The 17,578-nt window shown below is 59.6% G+C and carries 14 protein-coding genes and 3 pseudogenes; 10 read left to right on the plus strand and 7 right to left on the minus strand.

Annotated features, from left to right (window positions below):
• The first annotated feature begins 27 nt into the window (after nt 1-27).
• Nucleotides 28-945, plus strand: coding sequence for a LysR substrate-binding domain-containing protein (locus tag ACP7E4_RS06490; protein ID WP_426112877.1), 918 nt, complete (start codon nt 28-30; stop codon nt 943-945).
• Between the two features lie 49 nt (nt 946-994).
• On the opposite strand, the pseudogene ACP7E4_RS06495 reads toward ACP7E4_RS06490, so the two are convergent.
• Nucleotides 995-1,849 (minus strand): annotated as a pseudogene (locus ACP7E4_RS06495) (MmgE/PrpD family protein); the annotation flags it as partial.
• Nucleotides 1,845-2,001 (minus strand): annotated as a pseudogene (locus ACP7E4_RS06500) (glycine betaine ABC transporter substrate-binding protein); the annotation flags it as partial. The pseudogenes ACP7E4_RS06495 and ACP7E4_RS06500, both read right to left, overlap by 5 nt.
• 7 nt (nt 2,002-2,008) lie before the next feature.
• Here ACP7E4_RS06500 and ACP7E4_RS06505 point away from each other — a divergent pair.
• From ACP7E4_RS06505 to ACP7E4_RS06520, 4 genes and pseudogenes are all read left to right on the plus strand, one after another.
• Nucleotides 2,009-2,911 (plus strand): annotated as a pseudogene (locus tag ACP7E4_RS06505) (NAD(P)/FAD-dependent oxidoreductase); the annotation flags it as partial.
• 59 nt (nt 2,912-2,970) lie between these two features.
• Nucleotides 2,971-3,858, plus strand: coding sequence for a DMT family transporter (locus ACP7E4_RS06510; RefSeq protein ID WP_426112875.1), 888 nt, complete (start codon nt 2,971-2,973; stop codon nt 3,856-3,858).
• 171 nt (nt 3,859-4,029) lie between these two features.
• Nucleotides 4,030-4,740 (plus strand): response regulator, encoded by a 711-nt coding sequence (locus tag ACP7E4_RS06515; RefSeq protein ID WP_331152332.1) that lies wholly within the window; start codon nt 4,030-4,032, stop codon nt 4,738-4,740.
• On the plus strand, nt 4,737-6,074 hold the full coding sequence (locus ACP7E4_RS06520; RefSeq protein ID WP_426112873.1) for an ATP-binding protein: 1,338 nt from the start codon (nt 4,737-4,739) through the stop codon (nt 6,072-6,074). Before ACP7E4_RS06515 ends, ACP7E4_RS06520 begins: the two co-directional genes overlap by 4 nt.
• A 17-nt stretch (nt 6,075-6,091) precedes the next feature.
• Here the strand turns inward: ACP7E4_RS06520 and ptrR are convergent, their stop codons facing one another.
• Nucleotides 6,092-6,961, minus strand: a complete 870-nt coding sequence (ptrR, locus tag ACP7E4_RS06525) for a putrescine utilization regulator PtrR (RefSeq protein WP_426112871.1) — start codon at nt 6,959-6,961, stop codon at nt 6,092-6,094.
• Between the two features lie 99 nt (nt 6,962-7,060).
• Between ptrR and ACP7E4_RS06530 the strand changes: the two genes are divergently transcribed.
• Complete coding sequence (locus ACP7E4_RS06530) at nt 7,061-8,452, plus strand: aldehyde dehydrogenase family protein (protein ID WP_426112869.1); 1,392 nt, start codon at nt 7,061-7,063, stop codon at nt 8,450-8,452.
• A gap of 351 nt (nt 8,453-8,803) precedes the next feature.
• Here ACP7E4_RS06530 and ACP7E4_RS06535 read toward each other — a convergent pair whose 3' ends face one another.
• Nucleotides 8,804-9,133: a hypothetical protein gene (locus ACP7E4_RS06535; RefSeq protein ID WP_426112867.1), complete on the minus strand. Its 330-nt coding sequence runs from the start codon at nt 9,131-9,133 to the stop codon at nt 8,804-8,806.
• A 164-nt stretch (nt 9,134-9,297) separates the two neighbouring features.
• Here ACP7E4_RS06535 and ACP7E4_RS06540 point away from each other — a divergent pair, with 164 nt between their 5' ends.
• The 3 genes from ACP7E4_RS06540 to ACP7E4_RS06550 all read left to right on the plus strand — a co-directional run bounded on the left by ACP7E4_RS06540 (nt 9,298) and on the right by ACP7E4_RS06550 (nt 13,844).
• Nucleotides 9,298-10,974 (plus strand): sensor domain-containing diguanylate cyclase, encoded by a 1,677-nt coding sequence (locus tag ACP7E4_RS06540; RefSeq protein WP_426112865.1) that lies wholly within the window; start codon nt 9,298-9,300, stop codon nt 10,972-10,974.
• A 235-nt stretch (nt 10,975-11,209) separates the two neighbouring features.
• Nucleotides 11,210-12,634, plus strand: a complete 1,425-nt coding sequence (locus ACP7E4_RS06545; protein ID WP_426112863.1) for a sugar porter family MFS transporter — start codon at nt 11,210-11,212, stop codon at nt 12,632-12,634.
• A 34-nt stretch (nt 12,635-12,668) separates the two neighbouring features.
• Nucleotides 12,669-13,844 (plus strand): sugar transporter, encoded by a 1,176-nt coding sequence (locus ACP7E4_RS06550; RefSeq protein ID WP_426112861.1) that lies wholly within the window; start codon nt 12,669-12,671, stop codon nt 13,842-13,844.
• Nucleotides 13,845-13,883: 39 nt separating this feature from the next.
• Here the strand turns inward: ACP7E4_RS06550 and ACP7E4_RS06555 are convergent, their stop codons facing one another.
• Nucleotides 13,884-15,218, minus strand: coding sequence for a PLP-dependent aminotransferase family protein (locus tag ACP7E4_RS06555; protein WP_426112859.1), 1,335 nt, complete (start codon nt 15,216-15,218; stop codon nt 13,884-13,886).
• A gap of 100 nt (nt 15,219-15,318) precedes the next feature.
• Between ACP7E4_RS06555 and ACP7E4_RS06560 the strand changes: the two genes are divergently transcribed.
• Nucleotides 15,319-16,215 (plus strand): DMT family transporter, encoded by an 897-nt coding sequence (locus tag ACP7E4_RS06560; RefSeq protein WP_426112857.1) that lies wholly within the window; start codon nt 15,319-15,321, stop codon nt 16,213-16,215.
• On the opposite strand, the gene ACP7E4_RS06565 is transcribed toward ACP7E4_RS06560, so the two are convergent.
• Together ACP7E4_RS06565 and ACP7E4_RS06570 are read right to left on the minus strand one after the other, a co-directional pair.
• Nucleotides 16,216-16,749, minus strand: coding sequence for a GNAT family N-acetyltransferase (locus ACP7E4_RS06565; protein WP_426112855.1), 534 nt, complete (start codon nt 16,747-16,749; stop codon nt 16,216-16,218).
• Between the two features lie 11 nt (nt 16,750-16,760).
• On the minus strand, nt 16,761-17,423 hold the full coding sequence (locus tag ACP7E4_RS06570; RefSeq protein WP_426112853.1) for an ATPase: 663 nt from the start codon (nt 17,421-17,423) through the stop codon (nt 16,761-16,763).
• Nucleotides 17,424-17,578 lie beyond the last annotated feature (155 nt).

The raw sequence follows: 17,578 nt of genomic DNA on the forward strand, positions 1-17,578 counted from the left end.
ACAAGAACTACAGCGGAGTTACCTGACATGCGTCCTGCAGCCGATGCGCCTAGCGCCTTGCCACCGCTGAGAGCGATTCAGTCCTTCGAGCAGACCGCTCGCTTCGGCAACGTAGCCAGGGCCGCTGAAGTGCTGGATCTCACGCCTTCGGCAGTCAGCCATCAACTGGCCAAACTGGAGGCGCTGATCGGCCGTCAATTGTTCGTGCGTGCTGCCCGGGGAGTGTCGCTGACGCCGGTGGGCGAGCAGTATCTGAAGGACGTTTCCGGACTTCTGCACAGCCTGGCCGTAGCGACGGAGCGCGCGGCCAGCGATGTCAGCCTCGATTGCCTGCGATTGCATTCGGCGCCCAGTTTCGGCCTGCTCTGGCTGATGCCGCGCCTGGAAGCGTTTCGGATGAGCCACCCGGACATCCAGATCAATCTGTCGTGTTCCTATGAATCGCTGCATTTCAGCCGCGACAAGATTGATGTCGATATCCGCCACGGTCTGCCGAACTGGCCGAGCTACGAAGTTCGTACCGTGCGCAACGAAACCTTCGCCGTGCTGGCGTCGCCCAAGCTGCTGGCACGCCACGCAGTCAATGGTGCGGCGGATCTATTGGATAGGGACCTGATTCTCTCGGAAGCGACGTTGCTCAGGTGGCCCGAATGGTTCGCCCAGCATGGCATGGCGCGCCCTGAAAAGCCTTATGCCTTGAGCTTCGACCGTTCCTACATGACGCTGGAAGCCGCCAGCCATGGGTTGGGTTTTGCGCTGGAGAGCTCGCTGCTCGCGCAGAAATATCTGGCGTCCGGGGCCTTGGTTGAAGTCGCCCCGGAGGCATTGAGCGCACCGGTGGCTGCCCACCATCTGGTATTCCCCAAAGCCCACTCGGGTTTTCCCCGTGTCAGGCGTTTCCTGGAGTGGATGGAAAGCGAGCTGGGCCACGGTTTTGTGTTCTGATTCGGCAGGTTGAGCCGAAGCCGTGATCTGTCAGCGCTTTCCTGTCGTTTCAAACCGGCGCCAAAAGCAGTTTGAGAAACCCTGCGCAGTCCAGTTCCTCTGCCAGGCCCGCGACGCCCTCCTCCAGCGCACGGCTAAGTGTCACGCCCAGGCTGGCCTCGGAAAACCGACGGTACTTTTCGATGAACTCGACCGCCGACAACCGATTGGCGGGATCACCTTTGGCAGCTGTCGTCGGGCTGGAAAGTGCTGTGCCGTCTTTTAGCTGAACAGTGACGCGCGACAGGATCTCCTCAGGGAACCGCGCAGAGAGATCAGCCGCCTCTGTGATGCTTATCTTTTGGCTGATATTCAGGATATCGGCGGCGTGAATCGATGCACCTGTGACCTCCTCTGCACCAAGTTGTCCACGTACGACCAAAGCGGCAACCGGGAACGCCAATGCGTATTGGGCTTCGTCGGCATTCTGCGGAACGTGCCCCTGCAAACGCACAGACTCATGAAACGTCTGAATCTCGATGGAGTCGACGTTTTCCGGGGAAATTTTCGGATGGAGGTGCATCAAGTCGGTCATGGCCGTCAATGCGGGTTGCGCCCAGCGACACACAGGCCAGGGCTTGAAATATTGCTCATCGATTTCCCAGCTCGTGCCGATGCCTTCCCAATACCGGGCCACTGACGTGGACTCAACGGTAGCGGCCGGCGCACCGGTTACGCCAGCCTGCGCCATGAGCAGCGCATTGATGCCTGAATAAGCCCCTGCCCCATGCGCGTCTCTGAGCATCGACGGGAAATCCACCACGCGCATCATGGGGCAGCGTGGCCCAAAATATTCGGCGATGCCAAGGGTGTGATTGAAGGTTGCTTCGTCCAGCCGGAGCAAACGTGCTCCGGCACAGACCATTGTGCATTTTCAGGTTCTGCGCACTTTCGTCATCGGTGCTGATTTGCATCTCGGAGAGAAACTTGACGGCAACCGGATTTTTTTTTGGCAAATTCCTTGTTCAGAACGGCCCGGACCGTATCAATCGCAAAGCCCTGATTCTTGCCCTTGTAGTCGGGGCTAAACCTCAATTACGCGAAGTCGCTCAAAGGTATTGGCGAACACTACGAGCTGTTCGATGCCGCGCAGATGCACGAAATCACTGGCTCCAGCTACGACCAGGGCGGGCTTTATACGCCTGGCGCGGTGATGATTCAGCCCGCGCAATATATCCGCGACCTGGCGCAGGGCCTGGGCGACAAAATCAGTTTGTACGAGCGATCTCCGGTGATCGAGTTGTCACGTCAAAGCGGCACGTGGCTGGCGAAATCGCACCGTGGCCAGGTCAGCGCACCGAAAGTGATATTGGCGGTCAACGGGCACATCGAAGACTTTGGGCATTTCCAGGGTCGCCTGCTGCACGTGTTCACCTATGCCTCGATGACCGCCGCTTACCGCGATGACTCATTCGCCAAAGCGGCGCCAGGCCATCCTCGGTGGGCGTTGCTACCCGCTGACCCGATGGGCGCCACGGTGCGCAAAATCACTTCGGACGGCCTCTCGCGAATTGTCATTCGCACCAGGTTCACCTACGACCCGACGATTCAGGTGACGGCCAAGCGCGTCGCCGCCGTAGCGCGCGAGCAGCGTCATTCCCTGGATCTGCGTTTTCCCGAACTGAAAGGTACGTCTCTTGAGTTCAGCTGGGCTGGCCGCCTGTGCCTGAGCCGTAACAGTGCCGCTGCATTTGGCGAGATCGAGGAAAACCTCTACTCGGCTTGCTGCGAAAACGGTCTGGGCACTGTAAAAAGTACCTTGGCTGGAGTGATGGCAGCTGAGTTGGCAACCGGCACCCGGTCGGTTTTCCTGGAGCGCTTCAGCCAGTCACCCGGTCCGAGCAAACTGCCGCCCAGCCTATTGACCAGACTCGGTGTAAATTCCGTCATCAGCTGGCAGGCATTGAGGGCTGGACGAGAAGGTTGATCAGCGACCGCTACCCTTTAAAGACGCTTTACCCCGGCAATCATTGAGTGACGAGCATCATGAGCGAACAGCTGGCGAATGCAGAACGAGCCATTGAAGTCCCACGCCCGCAGCTGGGTATTGTCCTGTGCCTGCTGTCCATGCTCATTTTTGCCAGCCAGGACGGCATCACCAAGGTACTGGTCAAAGACCTGCCCGTCGCCCAACTGATGATGGTGCGCTATTGGGTGTTTGTTGTATTTGCTCTTGGCTATGCAGCCTATCGAGGCGGTGTCAGGGCTTCTATCGGCAGCAGGCATCCCTGGCAGCAAGTTGTTCGAGCGCTGGTGGGAGTGGCGGATGTCGCGCTGTTTGCAGTTGGACTGCGCTATCTGGGCCTGGCGGAAATGCATGCACTGTATGCGGTATTTCCGCTGATGACCCTGGCTTTGGCCGGATTCATGCTGGGTGAGTTTATCGGTATCCGTCGCTGGGTCGCAGCTGCCATTGGCTTCTCGGGAACCCTGGTCATTCTGCGCCCCGGCGCAGGCGTTTTCGAACTCGTGGCACTGATCCCGCTGGTGTCCGCAGCGGGTTTTGCCCTGTTCAACGTCCTCACTCGGCGCATCAGCCAGCACGACTCCTTCGCAACGAACACGCTCTATATGGCGGTTGTCGGCGCCATAACGGCAACCTTTGTCGGGCTGCCCGGCTGGGTCGCTCCGACCGGGTCCGAATGGGTGTTGCTGGGCATAGTCTCGCTGACGGGTGTGGTCGCGCAACTGCTGCTCATCCAGTCCCTTAGATATGCAACGGCGGGAACCCTGCAACCGTTCAACTACGCGTTGCTGGTGTTCGCGACCCTGATAGGCTTCGCCGTATTCGGCGAAATTCCTGATACCTGGACGGTGGTCGGCGCGGTATTGGTTATTCTCGGGGGCATGTATTCCATTAAGACTAAAGGATGAATTCCGTATTGATTGTCCATCAGGTGGCGTCAGCCGAGAATGGGCGACGCACCTTGCTGGAATGCCTTCCGAATATGCCTCTGTGGAATGATTGTTACCGGATTGAAATATATGACCGGGCCATTTATTTCACTTAGATTAGGGCCCATTAATTGCCTTGACTGGACCTTCGTGAGCAAACTTCTGATCGTCGACGATGACGTCGAAATCCTCGACCTGCTGAAAAGATTTTTCGTCCGCCACGCCTACGAAGTTGAAGTAGCGGGAGACGGCGTCAGCATGTGGGCGGCGATAAAGAATCAGCGTCCCGACATCATCATTCTCGACGTGATGCTGCCAGGCGAAGGTGGTTTGAGTCTTTGCCAGAAGATTCGCATTGAGTCGAACACGCCGGTGGTCATGTTGACCGCGATGAGCGAAGTCAGCGACCGGATTATCGGCCTCGAACTGGGCGCAGATGATTACCTCACCAAACCTTTCGACCCGCGCGAATTGCTCGCGCGGTTGCGCTCGGTGCAACGACGCACTTCGGACCATCCCGTGCGAGCAGCGGACAAAAGCCACCCGCTGATCCTGTTCGGTGACTGGCAATTTGACCTGACGCGCCGGGAACTGCGCTCGGCGCAAGGCGTCATGGTTCCGCTGTCGGGCGGCGAATATGACCTGTTGCGGGTGTTTGTCGAACACCCGCAACGAATTCTCACCCGCGAGCAATTGCTTGACCTGGCCCGCGGGCATACCCACGAGGCATTCGATCGCAGCATCGATGTGCAGGTCAGTCGGTTACGCCGCAAGATCGAACCCGACAGCAAGCGGCCCGACATCATCCGCACCGTGCGCAACGGCGGCTACATCTTCACCGCCGATGTGAGCCGGCGATGAGCGCTCTGGACGGATCCAGGGACACCATCGTGCGCTGGGTCGCGCTGACGATCATCGCTGCCATGGTTACCTGTTTAGCGCTGTACGCGTTATTTGTGCAGGCGGCGGGCGTCTGGTCGCGACCGTCGCTGGAGCAGATCGGCCTGCTCGAAGAAGCCTCGGCCATCACTCGCCTGATCGAAGTAGCGCCGCCTGAATTACGCCCCAAACTGACCGTGGCTGCCAGTAACTCACTGTTCACCGTGCATTGGTACACAGACCATCAGAGCATCGGCGCGCCAGCAATAGAAGATGATTTCAGCGACGCGTATGTCATACAGCAGCTGACACATTCCCTGGAGCGTCACGTGGAAGCCTACGAACCGGACGATTGGCCGCAGGCCGATCCTCAGGCCCGCTACATGCTGGCCGTGCAGTTGAGCGACGCAACCTGGCTGGCATTTGTCGCGCCCGACCGTACCTGGGGCATGTCGCAACTGGCGCGCAACAGTGTGCTGGCGCTGCTCGGTCTGATTGCCGTGGTCCTCGTCGCCTGGTTCGCCACGCGCCGGCTGGCCAGTCCCTTAAAGCGCTTCGCTTACGGGGCGAGGCGTTTCGGAGGCGACTTCCACTCCCCTGCCATCACGCCCGAAGGCCCTTATGAAATACGCCAGGCGATCATCGCGTTTAATGCCATGCAGGCGCAGATTCGGCACTTTGTCACGGATCGCACGCAGATGCTCGCGGCCATCTCTCATGACTTACGGGCGCCATTGACCCGGATGCGCTTGCGCGGCGAATTCATCGAGGATGAAGAGCAGCAACGCAAACTGTTTCGTGACGTGGATGAAATGCAGTCGATGATTACCTCGGCCCTGGATTTTTTCCGCGACGACGCGCGACTTGAGCCCGCCACGGCGTTCGATCTTTCCGAACTGATCCAGACCATCATCGATGACTACCGGGATCAAGGCGTGCTGGTGCAATTTTCCGGACCCGGTAAACAGGTGTATTTCGGGCGTCCGCTGGGCATCAAGCGCGTGGTGATCAACCTCACTGAAAACGCGATCAAATATGGCGAAGCGCCATCCATCAACCTGTCGCGGTCCGCAAACTCGGTGTTGATCGAAGTGGCCGATAACGGACCGGGGATTCCTGAAGCGTTGCTGGAAAAAGTCTTTGAGCCTTTTTTTCGCCTGGAAACGTCACGTAGCCGCAGCACCGGCGGCGTCGGCCTCGGGCTTTCGGCGGCGCGGGCGATTGTGCTGGAACACGGCGGCGAGCTGCGTCTTTTTCGTCGGCCACATGGCGGTACGCTTGCGCGGGCGATGCTACCGACCCAGTCTCGGCCTTGAGCAGCTGTCTTGGCTTGTCAGGCTGACGCGCCCTGTTCCTCAAGCATTTGCACGAATACCGTCAAACTTTGCGACACCGTTCCCCTGCGCCAGACCAGCCAGGTGCGCAGGAAACGAAACGCTTCGGACAACGGCCAGACGCTCACCGTCGCACACCCCGGCATGCTTTCCAGCATGCTGCGCGGCATCAAGGCCAGTCCGGCACCGGCGCTGACGCAGGCCAGCATGCCGTGATAAGACTCAATTTCGAAGATTTTCCCCGGAACCGCAGCATCCTCGGCGAACCAGTTTTCCAGATGATGCCGATAGGAACAGTTGGACCGAAAGGCATAAATGCTGGCGCCGTTGACATCCCGACCGCGGCGAATCGGCGCGTGGCCCAGCGGCGCGATGATCACCATTTCCTCCTCGAAAGCCGGTACGCCCTCCAGAGCCGGATGCAGAACCGGACCATCGACGAACGCCGCAGCCAGTCGACCAGACAGCACCCCATCGATCATTGCCCCGGAAGGTCCGGTGGACAAATCCAGTTCAACCTTGGCGTACTTCTGGTTATAGGCCGCCAACAGGCCAGGAATGCGCACCGCCGCCGTACTCTCCAGCGATCCGAGGGGTAGCGGCCCACGCGGTTCTGCTCCGGCTACGGTCACGCGGGCCTCCTCCACCAGGGCGAGAATGCGCCGGGCGTAGTCGAGAAAACTCCACCCGGCAGGTGACAGGCGCAGGCGGCTTTTTTCGCGGATGAACAGATCCACCCCGAGGTCCTGCTCCAGCTGCTTGATTCGCGTGGTGAGGTTCGACGGCACACGGTGGATGTGCTGCGCGGCTGCACTGATGCTGCCGTGTTCAGCCACGGCTTTGAAAATCTCCAGCTGGACCAGATCCACTTCATTCTCCAATCGTGAACGATACGCTCAGTATTATTCAGTTTCTAGAAGCTTAAAGCCACCGTACTCTTTGTTCATCCCTACTAGCAGGACGGTGACATGACTTCCATATCCAGCCTCACCCATGCCGTATCCATCAATCCGGTCAACGGCGAGCAGATCGGCCACTACCCTTTCGAATCGGCAGCGGCACTGGACGGCGCGCTGTCTCGCGCAGCGGTCGGCGCTTCGGTCTGGCGGCGAACCACCACCGGGCAACGCGCAGAGTTGCTGATCGAACTCGCCCGATCGCTGCGTGATGATGCAGATCAACTGGCGACCAGGATTACGCTGGAAATGGGCAAGCCCATCGCTCAGGCACGCGGCGAAATCGAGAAATGCGCGCAGCTCTGCGAGTGGTATGCCGCCCATGGTCCAGCGATGTTGAGCGCCGAACCCACACTGGTCGAAGGCGGCAAGGCGCGCATCGAATACCGGCCGCTGGGTACGATTCTGGCGGTCATGCCATGGAATTTCCCGATCTGGCAGGTGGTTCGCGGCGCAGTCCCGGCGTTGATCGCCGGCAACACTTATGTACTCAAGCACGCGCCTAATGTCATGGGTTGCGCCTATCTGTTGCTCGATGCCTTCAAGCGCGCGGGTTTTCCTGAAGGCGTCTTCGAGGTCATCAACGTCGATACCCAGGGTGTTTCCACCGCCATCGCTGACCCGCGCATCGCAGCCGTGACCCTGACCGGGAGCGTGCGAGCCGGCATGGCCATCGGCGCTCAAGCCGGTGCAGCGTTGAAAAAATGCGTCCTGGAGTTGGGCGGTTCCGATCCGTTCATTGTGCTCAATGACGCCGATCTCGACGAAGCGGTCAAAGCCGCAGTGATCGGCCGCTATCAAAATACCGGGCAAGTCTGCGCTGCGGCCAAGCGCCTGATTGTCGAGCAAGGCGTGGTGGAAGCCTTCACCGAAAAATTCGTCGAAGCTACCCGGCAACTGGTCATCGGCGATCCATTGGCGACTGAAACCTATATCGGGCCCATGGCACGTTTCGATTTGCGTGATGAACTGGATCAGCAGGTTCAGGACACCCTGGAAGAAGGCGCGACCTTGTTACTCGGCGGTAAAAAAGCCCCTGGCCCCGGTAATTTTTATGAGCCAACGGTATTGGCGGATGTCACCGACCAAATGACCTCATTCAAACAGGAACTGTTCGGCCCGGTAGCGTCGATCGTCACGGCGCGGGACGCCCGGCATGCGCTGGAACTGGCCAACGACAGCGAATTCGGTCTCGCCTCGACTATCTATACCCGCGATATTGCCCTGGCGGAAAAGCTGGCCGCTGAGCTGGAAACGGGCGGCGTGTTCATCAACGGTTATTGCGCATCGGACCCACGGGTCACCTTCGGCGGCGTGAAGAAAAGCGGATTCGGCCGCGAGCTGTCGCATTTTGGCGTGCGTGAGTTCTGCAATGCCCAGACTGTGTGGCTGGATCGCAAGTGATTGAATTGAATGCATTCTGTTGGAGCGAGGCTTGCCCGCGAGTCGCCGGTACATCCGCCCATTATTTCGAAGCAGAGACAAAGCCCTTCGCGAAACAACTTCGCTCCTTGTATGTTGCCCGCGAAGAGCGTCGAAGTGACGCATGTTGAATCGGGTGGCAGCAACAACATTTGCAGCGTTGCCCAGTGAGGTTTCGCCCTGACGGTCGAGTCCATTTTGTTTCGGCAAAAATAGACGAAAACCATCTGCGCTGACGTCCGGCCCGACTTCGTCGGGTTTGGCGGTGTCTGCCCAATCGCAGCACGGAAAAACAAAAATCAGAAGCCGATGCCTAGGTCCAACGAAAATAGGTTACTTACGCGCCAGCTCATGAGTGACGCATTGCTCGTAATAGGTCTGCTTGATGCCAGCCGGCTTCAGGCGTGAAGGACTTTTATAAGTCTGCTCGGTGATGCCCATGGCCGTCATGCGCATCCAGGGCTGGGTAAACTTCCGGGTTTGCAGCTTCTTGCGTGCGCCATAGAGGGTCACTCCCGCAAGCTTCGATTCCTGCGCGCCTGCTGCAATGCCCGAACCCCAGGCGCAAATGGCGCGCCCGTTCATGCTCGGCTCTTTCGCCTGAGCCGTGAGCGAAACATTGACCAAGACCAACGTCGCCGCAATCAATCCAAAGATCCGCATCTAGCCTGCACCTAACGTTCTGAAAAGAAAGACAGTTTGACGGGCAATCCGAGATTGCGGGGCCAGCAATGTGCCTCATTTTCTGATGAATTTGCCGCCGGAAGCTGGCGGATAGCCATTCATTGCGCATAACATGACCACAGTCCAATCGTCCGGTCGCGCCCATGTTCAAAGCCAGTCTCCGCAGCCACCTGACCCTCTGGTTTGCCGGTTTGTCACTGCTGACGCTGCTGATAGTCGGCGTGTATGTGGGCCATATCGCAACCGAGCAAATGAAGCAGGCAAGCGGCAGCGCGCTGGCGAGTAACGCCCGTTCAGCGGCGGCCCTGTTGGGCATCCAGCTGCGGGAAAGACAACTGGAAATCTTCCTGCTCAGCCGCGAACCCCATCTGGTACGCGGCGACCTCGATGACCCGGATATATTGCCGTCAATGGAGCTGCGCAGTCAGTCGCGGTCCGAATACGCCTGGATGGGCGTTGCGGACACCGACGGTCGTGTGCACCAGTCGGTGAAAGGCTTGTTGTTGAATCAGTCGGTGAAGGAGCGACCCTGGTTCAAAGCGGGATTGCGCGGCCCGTACACCGGCGATCCTCATGAAGCCCTGCTGCTGGCGAAAGTGCTGCCCTCCAATGCCAACGGCGAGCCGTTGCGTTTCATTGACTTTGCAGCGCCCATCATCAACGGCGACGGTCAAGTGGTCGGCGTCCTCGGCGCACATGCGCACTGGAGCTGGGTGACGACGATTGTGCAATCCGCCATCTCGCACAGCGACATGAGCGCTGACACTCACGTGCTGATCGTCAATCAGGACGGTCGGATACTCTATCCCGAGCAACTTGCCGGGCAGCTGCAAACCAACATGCCTGGATCGCCACTCAGCCTCTCCGACGCATCCGGCTGGTCGGTGGATAGCGAGTATGTCAGCAGCGTTATTGCCGTGCCGACGCCGCCCAATTCGGGGCTGGCCTGGAACATCGCGGTACGCCAGCCACTGAACACAGCGCTGCAACCCGCGCGCATCCTGCTTTACAAGCTGCTGGGACTGGGTGTGCTTGCTGCGCTGCTGTTCGCGGTGGTGGCTTACTATCTGGCACTGACCCTCAGTCGGCCAATCGAGCAACTCGCCAGATCCGCCAAGCGGGTCCAGACCCATCGCACCGGCGTGTCCTTTCCCCTGAAACACCCCGTTCAGGAAATCGCGCAGCTGGGCCAATCCATGCAGAGCATGACTGAGTCGCTGCTGGGCAAGGAGCGAGAATTGCAGGCCGCGAACGCGTCCCTGGAAACCACCGTCGCGCAACGCACCGCCGCCCTGACACAGGCCAACGCCGAACTCTTGAAACTGGCAACCCACGACGCCCTCACCGGGGTTTACAACCGACGGCGGCTGGATGAGAAGCTTGCCGAGTGTACTTTGCTGTTCAAACGCACAGGCCGCGCGTTCGCGTTGCTGTTGATCGACGCCGACCATTTCAAGCGCATCAATGACACCTTCGGCCATGCCACCGGCGACGAAGTGCTGGTGCAGCTGGCACAGTTGATCCAATCCAGTACCCGCGCCACGGACTTTGTCGCCCGCTACGGCGGTGAAGAATTCGCCGTGCTGCTGCTGGAGATCGAAGGCGAGAAGAGCCCACAAATTGTTGCGCAGAACATCTGCGCCGCCATTGCCCAGGCCACCTTTGCCGTGGTCGGGCAAGTCACGGTCAGCATCGGTATCGCGCTGGCGCAGGCATCGGACGCCAACCCGGCGACGCTGATCAAACGCGCCGACCAGCAGCTTTACCAGGCGAAGCGACTCGGCAGAAACCGGGTTGCAACTTTTGAGCAGAGTTCATAACGCGGACAAAGGTTGCGGGGGCGAAAGCAACTGACCTTTTCCGACGCTGATAGAGCGCGTACCAAACCGCTTTGCGACATCCAGCTGAAACGTTTCATCTTTTTACCCAATCCTCGTGTTTCAAAGGGAACTCGTGCGTTCGGCTGTCCCCTAACATCCCAAGCCAACTGGCCAGCATCCCGCAGCAACGTTCCTTCTCGCTTCCTTTCAGATCGACCACAGGATTTTGCAGTTCATGTCTTCGACCACTACTTCCTCAGCTCGCCATGAACAGGCCGGGCATAACACGTCGTCAAAACGGTTGATCTTTATTTCGGTACTCGTGGCCACCATGGGCGCCCTCGCCTTCGGTTACGACACGGGCATCATCGCCGGTGCCTTGCCGTTCATGACATTGCCGGTAGATCAGGGCGGGCTGGGCCTGAATGCGGTCACCGAGGGTTTGGTCACTTCCTCGCTGATCATTGGCGCCGCCTTCGGTTCGCTGGGCAGCGGCTATGTCTCCGACCGTTTCGGGCGGCGCCTGACGCTGCGGTTGCTGTCGTTATTGTTCATCGCTGGCGCCTTGTGCACGGCCATTGCACCATCGATCCCGTTCATGGTTGCCGCGCGCTTCCTGCTGGGCATTGCCGTCGGCGGCGGTTCGGCAACAGTCCCGGTGTTTATCGCCGAGATCGCCGGCCCGAAAAAACGCGGGCGTCTGGTCAGCCGCAACGAACTGATGATCGTCAGCGGACAATTGCTCGCCTACGCCCTCAGCGCTCTGCTGGCCGCGCTCGTACAAGTTCCGGGAATCTGGCGCTACATGCTGGCCTTCGCCATGGTGCCGGGCATTTTGCTGCTGGTGGGAACCTTCTTTGTCCCGGCCTCGCCACATTGGCTGGCGTCCAAGGGCCGCTTCGATGAAGCAAAGGATGTGCTGGAACAACTGCGCGACAATCCCGAGGATGCCCAGAGCGAAGTCGAGGACATGAAAGCCCAGCACCAGCAGGCGCGCAAACGCCCTCCCATCAAAGAGCTGCTGCGTCAGGGCTGGGTGATCAAGTTGTTGCTGATCGGCATCGGCCTGGGCTTCACCGCCCAGTTCACCGGGGTCAACGCGTTCATGTATTACACACCGATCATCCTCAAGAACACCGGGATGGGCACCAACGCCGCGCTGACCGCCACCATCGGCAACGGCATCGTTTCGGTGATCGCCACCCTGCTGGGAATCTGGGCCATCGGCCGCTTCGGGCGCCGTCATTTGCTGATGACCGGGCTGGTCATCGTCGTCGTTGCCCAGGTCGCGCTGGGCTGCGTATTGACGTTCATGCCGCAGAACCTGACCCAGAGCTACGCCGCCCTCGCCTGTATTCTGCTGTTTCTGTTATTCATGCAGATGTGTATCTCACCGGTTTACTGGCTGCTGATGTCGGAACTGTTCCCGATGCAGGTTCGCGGCCTGCTGACCGGTACCGCCGTGTCGATGCAATGGCTGTTCAACGCGGCAGTTGCCTTTACCTTTCCCATGGCTCTGGCAGCGCTGGGCAACCCGACCTTTTTTGTCTTCGCGGTGATCAACGTTGGCTCTTTGCTGTTTGTGTTCTTCTGTCTGCCGGAAACCAAGGGCAAGTCCCTGGAACAGATCGAACGCCACATGAAGAAAGAGCTGGTTTAATGTCGCCCGCCGTACCCAATTTTTGCGAGGTTTCATGACTACAACTGCCGACGCGCAACCTACCAGCTGGATCAGTGTCTGCACGCTCGCTGTCGCTGCGTTCATCTTCATCACCACCGAGTTCGCTCCGGTAGGATTGCTGAGCGCCATCGCCAACAGCTTCGGCATGACGCCCGCGCAAGTGGGCCCCATGTTGACGGTCTATGCCTGGACCGTGTCGCTGATGTCGCTGCCGATGATGCTGCTGACCCGTAACGTTGAGCGGCGGCTGTTGCTTAAATGGGCCATCGGCACGCTGATCGTCAGCCATATCATCCTCAGCGTTGCACCGACCTTCACCCTCGTGGTGATCAGCCGCATCTGCATCGCCCTGGCGCACTCGGTGTTCTGGTCGATTACCGCTTCGCTCGCCGTGCGCCTCGCGCCGGCTGCCAATCATGGCCGCGCGCTGAGCATCCTGGCCATGGGCTCGTCCCTGGCGATGGTGCTCGGCATCCCGATTGGCCGTCTGTTGGGCGAAGGCATGGGCTGGCGCGCAACCTTTGTCGCCATCGCGCTGGTGGCGTGCCTGATCTGGTTTTTGCTGGCCAAGAAGTTGCCGCTGTTGCCGAGCCAGAACAGTGGCAGCCTGACCAGCCTGCCTATGCTGTTCAAGCGCCCGGCATTGGTGTCGCTGTATGTCATCACTGCGCTGGTGGTGACCGCCAACTTCACCGCCTACACCTACATCGAAGCGTTTGTGCAGTCGGTGGGCGGTTTCAGTCAATCGACCACCACCTGGCTGCTGCTGTTGTTCGGTCTGGCCGGATTGCTCGGCTCGATTTTCTTCAGCGTCTTGCACACGCGCTTCCCGGCGACCCTGACTCACATCGCGATTGGCTGCTTGTGCCTGTGTCTGGGTTTGATGTTCTGGGCCTCGTTGAGTGTCTACGCGCTGGTTGCAGTTTTTGCCGTGTGGGGCCTGGCGATGTTGTGCTTTGGCGTGCAAATGCAGTCTCAGGTGATTCGCATGGCGCCGGACGCCACCGACGTCGCCACCGCGCTGCACTCGGCGATCTACAACATCGGCATCGGCGGCGGCGCGTTGTTGGGCAGCATTGTGGTCCATCATCTGGGCGCGGCCTGGGTAGGTTTTGTCGGCGGCGTGGTGGCGATTCTGGCGCTGGCAATTTGCTGGGTGACGAGCCGCCGTTACAGCAGCGCCATCTGATCTCGTTCAGGCGTTTTACGAGTGGCCCTACCGGGCCACTCAATAGGCGTACAGATCGATCACGCGTCGGACTTCATTGAGCGCCACCTCAAGCGTCGACAATTCAACGGAACCCAGTGCCAGACGAATTGCGTGGGGCACCGGGCCAGACGCGACAAAAGATTCAGCCGTGGAAACCGCGACGTTGGCCCGCAGCAAAGCCGCGGCGACCTGATCGGAGCGCACCTCCTCCGGCAACGGCAGCCAGAGAAAATAAGAGTTGGGATGGCCGATGCAGCGCAGACCGGCCAGTACCTTTCTGGCAATCGCCTGCCGGACCGCCGCATCCTCGCGCTTCTCGGTTTCGAGCCGGGCGACGGTTCCGTCCTCGATCCAGCCACAGACCATCGCCGTCATGACGCCGGGGGTGTTCCAGGTCGTCGCCCTTATCGCTCGTTCAAACAGTGGCACCCAATCCAGCGGCGTGACGACAAACCCGACGCGTAATCCCGTGGCGATGTTTTTCGAGAAACCGGAGACATACACCGTCAACTCGGGTGCCAGTGTCGCCAAGGGCGTGGGCGGGTTCTCTGCGAGAAAGGCGTAGGCCGCATCCTCGATCAGCAACAGTCTGTGCTGTCGGGCAATACCGACCAGGCGCTCACGCCAGGCCAGATCCAACACCCAGCCCATGGGGTTATGCAGCGTCGGCATCGTGTAGACCGCCTTGACCCGGCGCCTGGCGCACAAGGCTTGCAGTGCATCCAGATCAGGCTCCCGGTCGGTGATCGGAATCGACACCAGCTCCAGACGATGGGCGTCCGCAACCACCTTGAATCCTGGGTATGTCAGCGCGTCGACGGCAATCACATCCCCCGGCTTGAACAGCGCCATGACGGCAATTGCCAAACCGTGTTGCGCGCCGCTGACAATCAACAGCCGTTCAGCGGCAACCGCCAAGCCACGACAGCTCAGATGGCGCGCCAGACACGCGCGCTCGTGCAGACGACCGGCGTGGGGCTGATAACGCAGTAACGCTTCCAGATCCCCCGCCACCGCCAACTGGCGCAGCGCCCCGCGCAACAACTCAACCTGACCGGGCAGTGACGGGTAATTGAAACTGAGATCGAGCATGCCTGCCGCGACTTCCTGCTGATCGATGCCACGACCCGGCGGCAACGCGGTTTCCCGGACAAAAGTACCCCGCCCGGTTTCGCCGCTGATCAATCCCATGGTCTCCAGCTCGGCATAGACCCTGGACGCCGTCACCAAGGCCAGCCCCTCGCGGGCCGCCAGTTCGCGGTGCGTGGGCAAGCGGGTACCCGGCGGCAAACCGCCCGAACGTATGTCGGCAGCAAATGCATCCACCAAGGTTTTGTAGCGGGCACGGGCCATATGAAGATGTATCCATGACGATTTTTTGATTGTCATGATCTTCAGCCATACGATGGCCAGACACAACCGGTAATTACCTGATCACAGCGAGTGAAGCGCTATGCAACAGACGTCGAACCCGGCAGTCCATGCCGACGTAAAGCCAGCCAGCGGATGGCTCAACGGCCTGATTGGCGTCGTCATTTTCAGTGGCTCGCTGCCCGCGACCCGCCTGGCGGTCATGCAATTCGACCCGGTGTTCCTGACCGTGGCGCGGGCAAGCATTGCCGGAGTATTGGCGCTTGGCCTGCTGATAGTGCTACGACAGCGACGACCGGTCGCCCAGCAGCTTGTGCCTCTGGCAATCGTGGCAATGGGCGTGGTGGTCGGGTTTCCGTTGCTGACCGCGCTGGCGCTGCAATACGTCACTTCGGCGCACTCCATTGTTTTCGTCGGCCTGTTGCCGCTGGCCACGGCGGTGTTCGGCGTCTTGCGCGGCGGCGAACGCCCGCGCCCGGTGTTCTGGCTGTTTTCAGTGCTGGGCAGCGCGTTGGTGGTGGGATTTGCTGTGTCGCAAGGCCTCAGCGTCGCACCCGCAGGCGACATTCTGATGTTACTGGCCATCCTCGCCTGCGGGCTGGGCTATGCCGAAGGGGCCAGGCTTTCAAGGACATTGGGCGGTTGGCAAGTGATCTGCTGGGCGCTGGTGCTGGCCCTGCCGATCATGGCACCACTGGCGTGGGCCTTGAGCCCGCCGTCATTTTCGGGCATCGATCTTCCGGCGTGGCTCAGCCTGGGCTACGTCTCAGTGTTCAGCATGCTGATCGGTTTCGTGTTCTGGTATCGCGGGCTGGCTCAAGGAGGAATTGCCGCGGTCGGCCAGCTTCAACTGCTCCAGCCATTCTTCGGCCTGACCCTGGCGGCCACGCTGCTGCACGAGCAGGTCAGCATTGGCATGCTCGGGGTCTGTATTGCAGTGATCCTGTGCGTGGCGGGGGCGAAGAGGTTTTCACACTGATCAGGCCTGTCGACTGGCCCGATACACCTGACTGGCGGGCTGACCCGGCACATCGTCGAGGGAATCGATGTGCTGCATGCCGATCTTTTCCAGCACGCGTATGGAGGCCATATGGTTGGGTCTGACCACGGCGAAAATGTCCGGCACCTGCAAGTCGCTAAAACCGTAATCAAGCGCCGCCTGACTAAGCTCCGTGGCATAGCCCTTGCCCCAGGCCGTCACGGCAAAGCGATAACCCAGGTTCAAACGCTCGACGTCGAGATACATGCGCGCATCGATTCCGCCAAATCCGATCACGGTATCCGCCGCCTCGCGGGTGGCGATGGCCCACTGACCGAAGCGCTTTTCCCGCCAATGCGCAAGCCAGCCATCGAGCAGCGCCTGCGCTTGACTGATCTCACGTAACGGGCCGGCAGGGTTGAACTGGTTGGTCGCCGGATCGCCATAAATGGCGAACAGTGCGGCCAGGTCTTCAGCCTTCGGTGGCCTTAAAATCAAACGCTGGGTAAACCGCTGCTCGTCGATCGAATCCATGCTCTGCCCTGTCAATTACTCGCCACCTGGCCGGAGGTCACCAACACCTTCAATGATGCGTCGAACTGTTTCAGTGCGTTCACTTGCAGCTCGCGTTGCTGGTCCACTTGCGCGGCAATCTCCGCGGCGGCCTTGTCATGAACCCATACAGATGACATCTGCTTGGCACCATAACCTTCAGCCTTGCCGATGTATTGCAGATTCGCATCGTAAAACTTGGCGACGTAGCGCGCTTCGACCTGGGTATTGCGCTGAGTGACCAGTTGGTTATAGGTGTCGAGCATCACCACCACATCAGGCCCGGCCTGCACCAGCGTATCGAGATCCTTGTAGACAGTGACCGAGGCAAAATGTGTGTCCAGCGACTCTTTGAGCCAGCCGATTGCCAGTTGCGGATCTGAACTGTCGATGAACGCCGAGCTGATCCGCGGATCCAGCACGCCGCTCTTCTGGCCTTTCACGGCGACTGTGTGATATTGCTCAAGGTAAGCCAGGTTGCTGACGGTGTTTTCGCTGTAAAGCACGCCCACTGACTGGGAATGCTGCAAGCTTGCCGAGCTGTCGGCCACCGGCAGCAAATGGCAGGACTGCACGTCAGCCGCGTAGGAAGGTGCAGCGACAGCAACGCCACCGGACAATACGGCGACAAGAGCCAGCAGGGTTGAAATTCTCATCGCACGCATTCCTTCAAAAGCCGGTTGGGTATAACGCTATCCTCCTCCTTTGCCAAAAAAACAGAACTCGCAATATTTGATGGTCACTATCAACTGAACGAATGATTGCGCGGGCTTTGTTGCGCCACGGTTTATTGCTGCGCTACGTGGAGATT

Origin of the sequence: Pseudomonas sp. DSP3-2-3, from assembly GCF_049898225.1 — a bacterium.
Lineage (GTDB): Bacteria > Pseudomonadota > Gammaproteobacteria > Pseudomonadales > Pseudomonadaceae > Aquipseudomonas.

Bases quoted from the DNA above. Each gene is read 5' to 3' on its own strand.
- ACP7E4_RS06555 (WP_426112859.1), bottom strand. From the start codon at position 15,218: ATGGCCCGTGCCCGCTACAAAACCTTGGTGGATGCATTTGCTGCCGAC.
- ACP7E4_RS06535 (WP_426112867.1), bottom strand. From the start codon at position 9,133: ATGCGGATCTTTGGATTGATTGCGGCGACGTTGGTCTTGGTCAATGTT.
- ACP7E4_RS06545 (WP_426112863.1), top strand. From the start codon at position 11,210: ATGTCTTCGACCACTACTTCCTCAGCTCGCCATGAACAGGCCGGGCAT.
- ACP7E4_RS06510 (WP_426112875.1), top strand. From the start codon at position 2,971: ATGAGCGAACAGCTGGCGAATGCAGAACGAGCCATTGAAGTCCCACGC.
- ACP7E4_RS06540 (WP_426112865.1), top strand. From the start codon at position 9,298: ATGTTCAAAGCCAGTCTCCGCAGCCACCTGACCCTCTGGTTTGCCGGT.
- ACP7E4_RS06560 (WP_426112857.1), top strand. From the start codon at position 15,319: ATGCAACAGACGTCGAACCCGGCAGTCCATGCCGACGTAAAGCCAGCC.
- ACP7E4_RS06570 (WP_426112853.1), bottom strand. From the start codon at position 17,423: ATGAGAATTTCAACCCTGCTGGCTCTTGTCGCCGTATTGTCCGGTGGC.
- ACP7E4_RS06530 (WP_426112869.1), top strand. From the start codon at position 7,061: ATGACTTCCATATCCAGCCTCACCCATGCCGTATCCATCAATCCGGTC.
- ACP7E4_RS06490 (WP_426112877.1), top strand. From the start codon at position 28: ATGCGTCCTGCAGCCGATGCGCCTAGCGCCTTGCCACCGCTGAGAGCG.
- ACP7E4_RS06565 (WP_426112855.1), bottom strand. From the start codon at position 16,749: ATGGATTCGATCGACGAGCAGCGGTTTACCCAGCGTTTGATTTTAAGG.
- ACP7E4_RS06520 (WP_426112873.1), top strand. From the start codon at position 4,737: ATGAGCGCTCTGGACGGATCCAGGGACACCATCGTGCGCTGGGTCGCG.
- ACP7E4_RS06550 (WP_426112861.1), top strand. From the start codon at position 12,669: ATGACTACAACTGCCGACGCGCAACCTACCAGCTGGATCAGTGTCTGC.